The organism is Paracoccus fontiphilus (assembly GCF_017356265.1).
Taxonomy (GTDB): Bacteria; Pseudomonadota; Alphaproteobacteria; order Rhodobacterales; family Rhodobacteraceae; genus Paracoccus; species Paracoccus fontiphilus.
The window spans coordinates 1-13,101 of record NZ_JAFNAW010000045.1; the positions used below are offsets into that span (position 1 = coordinate 1).

A 13,101-nucleotide genomic window follows, 5' to 3' on the forward strand; every position below is an offset into this window, starting at 1 on the left:
ATGAACACAACGGTGATCGTCGATGAACGCGATCATTTGCGGAAGGGGCGGTCGAGCTCCGCCGCTGCGAAATACGCGCTGGCCTTCTTCAGGATCTCGTTCGTCGGGAAAACAGTCCAGCGGACTGTTTTCTGACCCTCCTCACCCTGGCGCAGTTCACGGACCTCGCGCTCCAGTTCCTTGATCCGGTCCTTCTCCGCGCTCGTCAGACCGCCACGCTGACCGGCATCACGTTCGGCCTGCTGGCATCAGACACGCAGGCTGTCGGGCGAACAGCCAAGCCTCACGCGCAATCGCCCTGTAGGCGGCCGTGTCGCTCGCGTAGTCGCCGCGGTTCTCTCGGAAAAGCCGAACACCGCGTTCGCGAAGCTCGGCCGGACAGGCGGGGGTGATTCTCGCCTTTGACATAGGGCTCATCCTTTGAGTGTTTTACTCTCCGGTAAAGCCGGGGCGGTTCACAGAGGCTCATGCCCCGCCCCAACAAGCAAATTTCCAGACCTCAAGTTGCAGTACCCAGCCACGGCGCTTGAGCGCTTCGTTGCAGGATGACCAGTTCCTGGTCTTGCAGGTCGGGGGCGTCGGTCTGCTCATGCAGACCAGCTACCATGCTGCATTCATCACATGAATCCCTTCACGGGATTTGGGCAACAGAGCCGTTGGAAAGCAAAAACCCTCGGAAACCTAAGTTTCCGAGGGTTTTTGATATTGGTGCCCAGAAGAGGACTCGAACCTCCACGCCTTGCGGCACACGGACCTGAACCGTGCGCGTCTACCAATTCCGCCATCTGGGCCAACTGGTGTGAGGCGGGTCCTAAATGCAGTTGCGGGGGGCGTCAATGGGGGTTCGGCAGAAATCTTGCGAAAATCTTTCGGGACAAGCATCCGGCCCTGCAATCCCTGACCGTCCGCCTTGTCGCGCCGCACGCGCTTGGGTATGGAGCGAACAGCATCGGCATGAAGGAGCGAGACGCCCATGGCGAAACTGGTCACGATTTTTGGCGGATCGGGCTTTCTGGGCCGGCAGGTCGCCCGCCTGATGGCCAAGCAGGGCTGGCGCGTCCGGATCGCCGTCCGCCGCCCGGACGAGGCGCTGTTCACCCGCACCTATGGCGCGGTGGGCCAGATCCAGCCCGTCATGTGCAATATCCGCGACGACCTGTCGGTGCGCGCCGCCATGGCCGAGGCCGACGCGGTGGTCAATTGCGTCAACATCCTGTCGCCCAAGGGCAAGAGCACCTTCAGCTCCGTCTTCGAGGCCGGCGCCGAGAACATCGCCCGCCTTTCGGCCGAAATGGGCGTGGCGCGGATGGTGCATGTCTCGGGGATCGGGGTCGATGCCGATTCGGACAGCGCCTATGTCGCCGGCAAGGCCCGCGGAGAGGCCGCCGTGCTGAAGCACCGGCCAGACGCGGTGATCCTGCGTCCGTCCGTCATGTTCGGACCGGGCGACCGCTTCTACAACCGCTTCGCGGCCATGACGCGCCTGGGCCCGGTCCTGCCGGTCGTGGGCGCGAAGGTCCGCATGCAGCCGGTCTTCGTCGACGACGTGGCCATGGCCGCCGTCAAGGCCGCCACGGGCGAGGCCGCGCCCGGTATCTATGAGCTTGGCGGGCCGGACGTGCTGACGATGAAGGACATCATGGGCCAGGTGCTGAAGGCGACCATGCGCCGCCGCGGCCTGGTGACAATGCCGTTCTGGCTGGCGGGCCTCGGCGCCCGCGTGCTGGGCCTTGTGCAGTTCGTGACGGGCGGGCTGTTCACCAACTCGGTCCTGACCCGCGACCAGCTGGCGCTGCTGAAGCGCGACAACGTGGTCTCGCCCGGCGCCCGCGGCTTTGCGGACCTGGGCATCCAGCCGATCGCGGCGGATGCGGTGATCGACCAGTATCTGTGGCGCTTCCGCCCCTCGGGGCAATATGACGCGATCAAGCAGTCGGCCAAGAACCTGCGCGCCCACTGATGGAGCCCAACACCATCGTGGCGGCCATCCTCGGGGTTCTCGAGGGGCTGACCGAATATATCCCGGTGTCGTCCACCGGGCATATCCTGCTGGCCGGGCATTTCCTGGGCTTCGATTCGCCTGGCCGCAGCTTCGAGGTGCTGATCCAGCTGGGCGCCCTGCTGGCGGTCCTGGGCGTCTATGCGACGCGAATCCTGCAGATCCTGGCGGCCGCCCCCCATGACCCGTCGGCGCGGCGCTTCGTGGCGGGGGTGCTGCTGGCCTTTGCGCCCGCGGTGATCGTGGGCGTGCTGGCGCATGACGTCATCAAGACGGTGCTGTTCGAAACGCCGATGCTGATCGCCGTCATGCTGATCCTGGGCGGCATGGTGCTGCTGTGGGTGGACCGGCTGGCCCGGCATCCGGTCTATACCCGGGCCGAGGATTTCCCGCTGTCGATGGCCTTCAAGATCGGCCTGATCCAGTGCCTTGCGATGATCCCCGGCGTGTCGCGGTCGGGCGCCACCATCGTCGGCGGGCTGCTTCTGGGGGCGGACAAGCGCTCGGCGGCCGAATTCTCGTTCTTCCTGGCCATGCCCACGATGATGGGGGCCTTCGCCTACGACCTGTTCAAGAATCGCGACATCCTGGATGCCGGGGCCATCGGCAACATCGCGGTGGGCTTCGTGGCCGCCTTTGTCAGCGCCCTGATCGTGGTGCGCTGGCTTCTGGGCTATGTGTCGAAGCACGGCTACGCCCTGTTCGGCTGGTGGCGCATTATTGTCGGGTCGATCGTTCTGGCGGCGCTTCTTGCAAGTAAGTAAATCTTACTGACCTAAATGCGACGGGGTTGATGCGGAAAGTTGGCGCCTCGTCGCTAAAATATCCCATTTAGGTCAGTACTGATGACTTTTAATCGAATATCACTTGGTTTATGCGGTCTGCGGAAGTTCCTGTTGTTGGAAGGTGCGCAGCGATGGCCACGCAGAAGATGCTCAAGTTCGTCTCGACCCCGCGCGAGATGCCCGAGAAACGCTCGGCCGCGGAGCGGAGCGAGGACTTCCACGAGATCTACCGCGAGTTCGCCGATGCCAAGGCGGCCGAACAGGCCAGCCGTTGCAGCCAGTGCGGGGTGCCGTACTGCCAGTCGCATTGCCCGCTGCACAACAACATCCCCGACTGGCTGCGCCTGACCGCCGAGGGCCGGCTCGAGGAAGCCTATCGCGTCAGCCAGTCCACCAACACCTTCCCGGAAATCTGCGGCCGCATCTGCCCGCAGGACCGTCTGTGCGAAGGCAACTGCGTGATCGAGCAGTCGGGCCATGGCACCGTCACCATCGGCTCGATCGAGAAATACATCACCGACACCGCCTGGGACATGGGCTGGGTCAAGCCCCCCGTCCCGGTGATGGAACGGTCGGAAAGCGTGGGCATCATCGGCGCGGGTCCGGGCGGGCTGGCGGCGGCCGACATGCTGCGCAGGCAGGGGTTCCAGGTCACGGTTTATGACCGTTACGACCGCGCGGGCGGGCTGATGACCTATGGCATCCCCGGCTTCAAGCTGGAAAAGGACGTGGTCCTGCGCCGCAACAAGCTGCTGGAGGACGGCGGCGTGGAATTCGTGCTGAACTGCAACGTGGGCCAGGACATCAGCTTCGACGCGATCCGGGGCAAGCACGACGCGGTGCTGATCGCCACGGGCGTCTACAAGACCCGCGACCTGGACATCGACAACACGGACGCGGGCGGCGTTGTGCGGGCCATCGACTACCTGACGGCGTCCAACAAGGTCGATTTCGGCGACGACGTGCCCGATTTCACCGATGGCGAGCTGGACGCCAGGGGCAAGCGCGTGGTCGTCATCGGCGGCGGCGACACCGCCATGGATTGCGTGCGCACCGCGATCCGCCAGGGCGCGCTGTCGGTGAAATGCCTGTATCGCCGCGACCGCGCCAACATGCCGGGTTCGCAGCGCGAGGTGCAGAACGCCGAGGAGGAAGGCGTGGAATTCGTCTGGATGTCGGCGCCCGGCAAGTTCATCGGCCATGTCACCGGCGATTTCGCCGCCAACCAGGAAGCCGACGTGGACGGTCCGGTACGGACCGTGATGCAGATCGCATCCGTCGGGGTCCAGAAGATGCGCCTGGGCGCGCCGGACGTGTCTGGCCGCCAGTCGCCCGAACTGATCGAGGGCGCCGATTACGACGAGCCCGCCGACCTGGTCGTCAAGGCCCTGGGCTTCGAGCCCGAGGATCTGCCGAAGCTCTGGGGCGTCGACGGGCTGGAGGTCACGCGCTGGGGCACCATCAAGGCCAATTTCCAGACCCACCAGACCAGCCTGCCGGGCGTCTTCGCCGTGGGCGACATCGTGCGCGGCGCGTCCCTGGTCGTCTGGGCGATCCGCGACGGGCGCGAGGCCGCCGAATCCATCGCCGGTTACCTGACCGGCGAGGCGCGCGTGGCCGCGGAATAGGGATGGGCGCATGATGGGACGGATCACCGCACTGTCCGGCCTGGCCCTGATACTGGCGGCGCCCGGCCTTGCCGCGACCTTCACGCCGCCGCAGGGCTGCCAGTTGCAGTCGACGGTGCAGAACCGGGGCTGCTCGGTCGTGCAGTATTACAGTTGCAAGGCCGATCCCGCGGGCGATCAGCGCAGCGCGATCTTCGGCAAGGACGGCTTGCGTCACCTGTCGCGCATCGACGCGGAAACCCGCTGGCTGGAAAGCAGCGATCCGAACACGGGCCTTGCCGACTTCCTGGTCGAGCGGTCCAAGGATCACGCCAGCTTCACGACCCTGCTGGAAACCGGCCGGGACGATTTCGACTTCTGGACCGAATCCAACACGGGCGAACGCCTGCGCCATGTCGGCCAGGACGTCCTGACGGGCGAGAAGGTCGAGATCGACGGCGAGACGCTGGAGGTCACGCGCTTCCAGCTGAAAACCTATGACGCGACTGGCGCGGTGCTGATCGAACGCAGCGGCCAGCAGTTCATCAGCCGCAAGACCGCCCGCTTCTACGGCGGGGTGGAAACCCAGTCCGACTGGACCGGGCAGCGCCAGGAAACCAACGACAGCCCCGTCACCTTCGCCTTTCCGGGCGAGGAAGGCTTCGGGGACACCGAACCGCAATTCGACTGCGATCAGTTGCTGACGCAGCTTCTGCACGAAAGGGCCTAGCGATGAGCAAGGATTGGCAACAGGAACAACAGGCCCTTCGCGACTGGATGGGCAAGAACAGCCTGTACCGCGAGGATGACGAGCATTCCTCCTGCGGCGTGGGCCTGGTGGTCAATATCGGCGGCAAGCCGTCGCGCAAGGTCGTGCAGTCGGGCATCGACGCGCTGAAGGCCATCTGGCACCGCGGCGCGGTCGATGCCGACGGCAAGACCGGCGACGGCGCGGGCATCCATGTCCAGATCCCGGTCCCGTTCTTCTATGACCAGGTGCGCCGCACGGGGCACGAGCCTGACCAGTCGAAGCTGATCGCCGTGGGTCAGGTCTTCCTGCCGCGCACCAACTTCGCCGCGCAAGAGGCCTGCCGGACCATCGTGGAATCCGAAGTCCTGCGCATGGGCCACTATATTTATGGCTGGCGCCACGTCCCGGTGAACACGGCGGTCCTGGGCGAGAAGGCCAATGCCACCCGCCCCGAGATCGAGCAGATCCTGATCCGCTGCGAAAAGGACATCGACCAGGTCCGGTTCGAGCGCGAACTCTACATCATCCGACGCCGGATCGAGAAGGCCGCCGTGGCCGCCCAGGTGGCGGGCCTGTATTTCTGTTCGCTGTCCTGCCGGTCGATCATCTACAAGGGCATGATGCTGGCCGAGCAGGTGGCCGAGTTCTATCCCGACCTCAAGGACGAACGCTTCGAGAGCGCCTTCGCCATCTATCACCAGCGCTATTCCACCAACACCTTCCCGCAATGGTGGCTGGCGCAGCCCTTCCGCATGCTGGCCCATAACGGCGAGATCAACACGCTGAAGGGCAACCTCAACTGGCTGCGCAGCCACGAGATCCGCATGGCGTCATCCGCCTTCGGCGAGGCGGCCGAGGATATCAAGCCGATCGTGCCCGCCGGGTCGTCGGATTCGGCCGCACTGGATGCCGTCTTCGAGGTGATGGTGCGGTCGGGGCGCAGCGCGCCGATGACCAAGACCATGCTGGTCCCGGAAAGCTGGTCCAAGGCCACCACCGACATGCCCAAGGCCTGGGCCGACATGTATGCCTATTGCAATGCCGTGATGGAGCCCTGGGACGGCCCCGCCGCCCTGGCGATGACCGATGGCCGCTGGGTCTGCGGCGGGCTGGACCGCAACGGCCTGCGCCCCATGCGCTATGTCGTGACGACCGAGAACCTGCTGATCGCCGGATCCGAGGTCGGCATGGTCCCGGTCGATGAGATGAGCGTGCGCGAAAAGGGCGCGCTTGGCCCGGGCCAGATGATCGCCGTCGATATGTGGGACGGCAAGCTGTATCACGACGCGCAGATCAAGGACCGCCTCGCCTCCAGCCAGCCCTTCGGCGAATGGATCGAGAAGGTCGTGGACCTGAACGACATCATGCGCGAACTGCCCGAACAGGCGCATTTCAGCGGCGACGAGTTGCGCCGCCGCCAGACCGCCGCCGGCTACACGCTCGAGGAACTGGAGCACGTCCTGTCGCCCATGGCCGAGGACGGCAAGGAATCCATCGCATCCATGGGCGACGACACGCCGCCGGCGGTGCTGTCGAACCAGTACCGCCCGATGAGCCACTTCTTCCGGCAGAACTTTTCGCAGGTGACGAACCCGCCCATCGACAGCCTGCGCGAAACGCGGGTGATGTCGCTGAAGACGCGGTTCGGCAACCTCAAGAACGTGCTGGATGAAAGCAGCTCGCAGACCGAGATCCTGATCCTGGAAAGCCCCTTCGTCGCCAATGGCGAATTCGCGGAAATGTCGCGGATGTTCGGGGAAACGGTGACGCGGATCGACTGCACCTTCTCCGACGGCGCGGGCACCGAGGCCCTGGGCGAAGGCCTGGCCCGCATCCGGGCCGAGGCCGAGGATGCCGTGCGGTCCGGCGCGGGCCATCTGGTGCTGACCGACGAGGGGCAGGGGCCCGACCGGGTCGCCATGCCGATGATCCTGGCAACGTCGGCGGTGCATAGCTGGCTGACCCGCAAGGGCCTGCGGACCTTCTGTTCGCTGAACGTGCGCTCCGCCGAATGCATCGACCCGCATTACTTCGCCGTGCTGATCGGCTGCGGCGCGACCACGGTGAACCCCTATCTGGCCCAGGATTCGATCCAGGACCGGATCGAGCGCGGGCTGCTGACCGGCACCCTGATCGAGAACATGCGCCGTTACCGCGACGCGGTGGACGCGGGCCTTCTGAAGATCATGGCGAAGATGGGGATTTCCGTGATCTCCTCCTATCGCGGCGGGTTGAACTTCGAGGCGGTGGGCCTGTCCCGCGCGATGGTCGCCGAATACTTCCCCGGAATGCACTCGCGCATCTCGGGCATCGGTCTGCACGGGCTTCAGGCCAAGGTCGAGGATCTGCACCAGAAGGCCTTCCACGGCAGCGTGGACCTGCTGCCGGTCGGCGGCTTCTACAAGATGCGCCGCTCGGGCGAGAAGCACGCCTGGGAAGCCAGCACCATGAAGCTGCTGCAGGTGGCCTGCGACAAGGCGTCCTATGACGTCTGGAAGCAGTACAGCGCCACCATGCGGGCCAACCCGCCGATCCACATCCGCGACCTGCTGGACATCAAGCCGCTGGGCAAGCCGGTGCCCATCGAGGAGGTGGAAAGCATCACCAGCATCCGCAAGCGGTTCGTGACGCCCGGCATGTCGCTGGGGGCCTTGTCGCCCGAGGCGCACATGACGCTGAACATCGCCATGAACCGGATCGGCGCCAAGTCCGATTCGGGCGAGGGCGGCGAGGACCCGGCGCACAGCCATCCCCTGCCCAACGGCGACAACCCCTGCGCCAAGATCAAGCAGGTGGCCTCGGGCCGCTTCGGCGTGACGGCGGAATATCTGAATGCCTGCGAGGAGCTGGAGATCAAGGTGGCCCAGGGCGCCAAGCCCGGCGAGGGCGGGCAGTTGCCCGGCATGAAGGTCACGGACCTGATCGCCCGGCTGCGCCATTCGACCAAGGGCGTCACGCTGATCTCGCCTCCGCCGCACCACGACATCTACTCGATCGAGGATCTTGCGCAGCTCATCTATGACCTGAAGCAGATCAACCCGCGCGCCAAGATCACCGTGAAGCTGGTGGCGTCCAGCGGCGTCGGCACCATCGCGGCGGGCGTGGCCAAGGCCAAGGCCGACGTGATCCTGATCTCGGGCCACAACGGCGGCACGGGTGCCTCGCCCGCCACGTCCATCAAGTTCGCGGGCCTGCCGTGGGAGATGGGCCTGACCGAGGCGCATCAGGTCCTGGCGATGAACCGGCTGCGCGAACGCGTGACGCTGCGCACCGACGGGGGCCTGCGCACGGGCCGCGACATCGTCATGGCCGCGATGATGGGGGCCGAGGAATACGGCATCGGCACCGCCGCCCTGATCGCCATGGGCTGCATCATGGTCCGCCAGTGCCAGTCGAACACCTGCCCGGTGGGCGTCTGCACCCAGGACGAGCGCCTGCGCGCCATGTTCACCGGCAGCGCCGACAAGGTGGTCAACCTGATCACCTTCTATGCCCAGGAGGTCCGCGAGATCCTAGCCGCCATCGGCGCGCGGTCCCTGGACGAGGTGATCGGCCGTGCCGACCTGCTGACCCAGGTCAGCCGGGGCGCCGCGCATCTGGACGATCTGGACCTGAACCCGCTGCTGATCACCGTCGATGGCGCGGAAAAGATCGTCTATGACCGCTCCAAGCCGCGCAACGCCGTGCTGGAGACGCTGGACGCCGAGATCGTCAAGGACGCCGCCCGCTTCTTCGAGGATGGCGAGAAGATGCAGCTGTCCTATGCGGTCAGGAACACGCTGCGCACCATCGGCACGCGCACCTCGTCGCTGATCGTGCAGAAGTTCGGGATGCGCAACAACCTGCAGCCCGACCACCTGACGATCCGCCTGACCGGGTCCGCCGGGCAGTCGCTGGGCGCCTTTGCCGCGCCGGGCCTGAAGATCGAGGTGTCGGGTGACGCCAACGACTATGTGGGCAAGGGCCTGTCGGGCGGCACCATCGTGGTGCGCCCGCCGATGGCCAGCCCTCTGGTCGCGGCCGAGAACACGATCATCGGCAACACCGTCCTGTACGGCGCGACCGACGGCTACCTGTTCGCCGCCGGGCGGGCAGGGGAACGCTTCGCCGTGCGGAACTCGGGCGCCAAGGTGGTGATCGAGGGCTGCGGCTCGAACGGTTGCGAATACATGACCGGCGGCGTCGCGGTGATCCTGGGACGCATCGGCGCCAACTTCGGCGCGGGCATGACCGGCGGGATGGCCTACCTGTATGATCCGCAAGGCGTGGCGCGCGACTACATCAATCCGGAAACGCTGGTGATGTGCGCCGTGACCAAGGAGCATTGGGAGAGCCAGCTCAAGGCCCTGGTGGAACGGCACTTCAAGGAAACCGGCTCGCGCCGCGCGGGAGAGATCCTGGCGGACTGGCAGGTCGAGAAGGCCAACTTCCTGCAGGTCTGCCCCAAAGAGATGCTGATTCACCTGCCGCATCCGATCATGGATGTCGAGGAACCGGCAGCCGTCCCGGCCGAATAGGCCGGAGCCTTGATGCCACGACGGGGCGCGCAGCAATGCGCGCCCTTTTGCATTTCGGACAGGACCGACGACGAAGAAAGAAAGAAGGGGGTAAAAAAGATCAGGGCCCGGGCTTTTCGGCCCAGGCCCTTGATTTTATGATGGTGAGCCCAACAGGATTCGAACCTGTGACCCACTGATTAAAAGTCAGTTGCTCTACCAACTGAGCTATGGGCCCAACACTGGGGCTACTTAGGGGGGGTGGCCGGAAGCGTCAAGCGGAAAAGTCGTCGGCACTGGCGGAAATTTCCGGCAGGCCTTATATGCCCCGCATGAACAGCATTTCCGCCCCCGGCCTGCCCTTCATGAAGATGCATGGGCTTGGCAACGATTTCGTCGTCCTGGACCTGCGCGCGGGGGGAGAGCCCCCGGTGGCAGGCGTGATCGCGCGCATCGCCGACCGCAATCGCGGCGTGGGCTTCGACCAGCTGGCGACCCTTGAGGCGGACGACCGCGCCGATGTGCGGCTGCGGTTCTGGAACGCGGACGGCTCGGTCAGTTCCGCCTGCGGCAACGCCACGCGCTGCATCGCGCGCTTCGTGATGGACCAGACCGGCCGAGACCGGCTGAGCCTGCGCACCGACCACGCCGTCCTGCTGGCCGAGGATGCGGGCGGTGGCCTGACGCGCGTCAACATGGGCCCGCCCGTGCTGGACTGGCGGGCGATCCCTCTGGCCCGCGATGTGGACATCGACCACCTGCCCATCGAGGGCGACCCGGTGGCGACCGGCATGGGCAACCCGCATGTCACCTTCTTCGTGGACGACGCTGCGGCCGTCGATCTAGCGACCTTCGGCCCGGCAATGGAGCATCATCCGCTGTATCCGCAGCGCACCAATGTCGAGGTGGTGCAGGTCGTCTCGCCGGGCGAGATCGTCCTGCGCATCTGGGAACGCGGGACGGGGCCGACGCTGGCATCCGGGTCCTGTTCCTGTGCCGCCGCCGTGGCCGCAGCGCGGCGCGGGCTGACAGGGCGGCGGGTGAAGGTCAACGTGCCGGGCGGCGCGCTGATGATCGACTGGCGCGACGACGGCGTCTGGATGGAGGGGCCGACGGCGCATGTCTTTACCGGCGTGCTGACCCCGGAATGGCTGGCATCATGACCGCGCCCGTCTTTTCCACGCTGGGCTGCCGCCTCAACGCCTACGAGACCGAGGCGATGAAGGAAATGGCCGAGGCTGCGGGCCTGTCCGGCGCCGTGGTGGTCAACACCTGCGCCGTCACCGCCGAGGCCGTGCGCAAGGCCCGCCAGGAAATCCGCCGCCTGTCGCGTGAGAACCCGGGCGCGCCGGTGATCGTGACCGGCTGCGCCGCCCAGACCGAACCCGAGACCTTCGCGGCCATGCCCGAGGTCACGCGAGTCATCGGCAACCACGAGAAGATGCAGCCCGAGACTTGGGCCGGCCTGCGCGCCCCGGACCTGATCGGCGAGACGGAAAAGATCCGCGTGGACGACATCATGTCGGTCAGGGAAACGGCGGGCCACCTGATCGACGGCTTCGGGCGGCACCGGGCCTATGTCCAGGTGCAGAACGGCTGCGACCACCGCTGCACCTTCTGCATCATTCCTTACGGTCGTGGCAATTCACGCTCGGTCCCGGCGGGGGTCGTCGTGGAACAGATCAAGCGTCTGGTGGGGCGTGGCTTCAACGAGGTCGTGCTGACCGGCGTGGACCTGACAAGCTGGGGCGCCGACCTGCCGGGCGGCCCGCGGCTGGGTGATCTGGTCATGCGCATCCTGCGACTGGTCCCCGACCTGCCGCGCCTGCGGATCAGCAGCATCGACAGCATCGAGGCGGACGAGAACCTGATGCTGGCCATCGCCACGGAACCGCGCCTGATGCCGCATCTGCACCTGTCGCTTCAGGCGGGCGACGACATGATCCTGAAGCGGATGAAGCGCCGCCACCTTCGGGATGACGCGATCCGCTTCTGCGAGGAGGCCCGCCGCCTGCGCCCCGACATCGTCTTCGGGGCCGACATCATCGCGGGTTTTCCCACCGAGACCGACGCGATGTTCGACAACAGCGTGAAGCTGGTCGAGGACTGCGGGCTGACCTTCCTGCATGTCTTCCCGTTCTCGCCCCGCAAGGGAACGCCCGCCGCGCGGATGCCTGCGGTCAGGGGGCCGGTGATCCGCGACCGCGCCGCCCGCCTGCGCGAGGCGGGCGAGGCCGCGCTGCGCCGTCACCTGGACGCACAGGTGGGCCGGACGCACCGCGTCCTGACCGAAGGCCCGCGCCTGGGCCGGACTGAGCAGTTCACCGAGGTGGCCTTCGCCACCGATCAGCCGGAAGGCGCGCTGATGGACCTGCGCATCGCAGGCCATGACGGGGCGCGGCTGGTCGCCTGAACCGGCCGCGCCGGCGTTACCGCGCCATGAAGACCGGCACGCGCGCCTTTTCCAGCATGTTGCGCGTGGCCCCGCCCAGGATCGCCTCGCGGAAGCGCGAATGGCCATAGGCGCCCATCACCACCAGGTCGGCGGCGATCTCGGTGGCGCGGCGGTTGATCTCTTCGCTGACGGTGCCGGCGGTGCGGGCGAGGACGGCGATCTCGGCATGGACGCCGTGGCGCGTCAGCATCTGCGTCAGGGCGGCGCCGGGCTCGGACCCTTCGGTGCCGTGGCGCGGGTCGATGATGGTGATCTCGACCGACTGCGCGGCCTGCAGCAGCGGCAGGGCGCGCCGGACGGCGGCCAAGGCTTCCAGCGACTGGTTCCAGGCCACCAGCACCTTGCGCGGCGGGTCGGCGGGAAGGTCGGTGCCGGGCAGGACGAGGATCGGGCAGCCGCCCTCGAACAGCGCGGCCTCGACCACGGCCTCGGCCTCGCCGGGGGCATTCTCGCCATAGGGGCGGGCCAGCACGGTCAGGTCTGAAAAGCGCGCGCGCATTCCCACCAGGTTCGAGATGCCGCCGATCTGCGCCACCATGGCCTCGGACGACCACCGCAGGTCGGCATAGCGGGCCAGATGCTGGCGCACGGTCTGGTCCAGCGATTCGGCCTGCTCCATCGCCATGTCGATGGCGTCCTGGAACACGTAGGGCGTGCCGCCCGAGAAGTAATAGCCCACCTGCGTGTGATCCAGGCCCAGGCTCAGCACCGACAGGTGGCCGTCCACGCGCGCCGTCAGGGCCGCCGCGGCGTCAAGCTGGGGCAGCTGCCGCTTGTCGGACAGGATGGTGAGGATACTCTTGTAACCCATGGCGGACTCCTCTGGTCAGATCAGGTCAGGGACAGGATGGCGGCTTTTCCCGCCTGCGGCCTTGATCGGAATCAAACCCGCGGATTTGACGCAGATCAAGGTTCCAGGGCGACCGCCGGCCTATCTCCGTCGGGAACGAGGGGGCTTGTCCCGGCGGCGATTCGAGCCGACCGGCCCTTTCCGACGAAGGAACGCGA

8 protein-coding genes, 2 tRNA genes and 1 other annotated feature are annotated in these 13,101 nt (G+C 66.5%); of the genes, 7 read left to right on the forward strand and 3 right to left on the reverse strand.

Annotation, left to right across the window (positions count from 1 at the left end; all coding sequences use genetic code 11):
• Positions 1 to 78: a sequence feature (AL1L pseudoknot), on the reverse strand. This feature is flagged as partial in the annotation.
• A 628-nt stretch (positions 79 to 706) separates the two neighbouring features.
• A tRNA-Leu gene (locus J0F76_RS14355) sits at positions 707 to 791 on the reverse strand.
• Between the two features lie 182 nt (positions 792 to 973).
• On the opposite strand from J0F76_RS14355, the gene J0F76_RS14360 reads away from it, so the two are divergent.
• From J0F76_RS14360 to gltB, 5 genes are all read left to right on the forward strand, one after another.
• Positions 974 to 1,960 carry a complex I NDUFA9 subunit family protein gene (locus tag J0F76_RS14360; RefSeq protein WP_207470475.1) on the forward strand — a complete coding sequence of 329 codons (987 nt, stop codon included), beginning with the start codon at positions 974 to 976 and terminating at the stop codon, positions 1,958 to 1,960.
• On the forward strand, positions 1,960 to 2,763 hold the full coding sequence (locus J0F76_RS14365; RefSeq protein WP_377706896.1) for an undecaprenyl-diphosphate phosphatase: 804 nt from the start codon (positions 1,960 to 1,962) through the stop codon (positions 2,761 to 2,763). The genes J0F76_RS14360 and J0F76_RS14365 overlap by 1 nt, the downstream gene beginning before the upstream one ends.
• Before the next feature lie 152 nt (positions 2,764 to 2,915).
• Positions 2,916 to 4,412, forward strand: coding sequence for an NAD(P)-dependent oxidoreductase (locus tag J0F76_RS14370; protein WP_207470476.1), 1,497 nt, complete (start codon positions 2,916 to 2,918; stop codon positions 4,410 to 4,412).
• Positions 4,413 to 4,422: 10 nt separating this feature from the next.
• Entirely contained in the window at positions 4,423 to 5,121 is a 699-nt protein-coding gene (locus J0F76_RS14375; RefSeq protein WP_207470478.1) for a hypothetical protein, read from the forward strand.
• Between the two features lie 2 nt (positions 5,122 to 5,123).
• Complete coding sequence (gene gltB, locus J0F76_RS14380) at positions 5,124 to 9,659, forward strand: glutamate synthase large subunit (protein ID WP_207470480.1); 4,536 nt, start codon at positions 5,124 to 5,126, stop codon at positions 9,657 to 9,659.
• A gap of 141 nt (positions 9,660 to 9,800) precedes the next feature.
• Here the strand turns inward: gltB and J0F76_RS14385 are convergent.
• A tRNA-Lys gene (locus tag J0F76_RS14385) sits at positions 9,801 to 9,876 on the reverse strand.
• Positions 9,877 to 9,961: 85 nt separating this feature from the next.
• On the opposite strand from J0F76_RS14385, the gene dapF reads away from it, so the two are divergent.
• Positions 9,962 to 10,801 (forward strand): diaminopimelate epimerase, encoded by an 840-nt coding sequence (gene dapF / locus J0F76_RS14390; protein WP_207470482.1) that lies wholly within the window; start codon positions 9,962 to 9,964, stop codon positions 10,799 to 10,801.
• Entirely contained in the window at positions 10,798 to 12,051 is a 1,254-nt protein-coding gene (mtaB, locus tag J0F76_RS14395) for a tRNA (N(6)-L-threonylcarbamoyladenosine(37)-C(2))-methylthiotransferase MtaB (RefSeq protein WP_207470527.1), read from the forward strand. The genes dapF and mtaB overlap by 4 nt, the downstream gene beginning before the upstream one ends.
• 16 nt (positions 12,052 to 12,067) lie before the next feature.
• On the opposite strand, the gene J0F76_RS14400 is transcribed toward mtaB, so the two are convergent.
• The gene (locus tag J0F76_RS14400) at positions 12,068 to 12,904 is read right to left on the reverse strand and encodes a universal stress protein (RefSeq protein WP_207470484.1); all 837 of its coding nucleotides are present in this window, start codon (positions 12,902 to 12,904) and stop codon (positions 12,068 to 12,070) included.
• Positions 12,905 to 13,101: the final 197 nt, after the last annotated feature.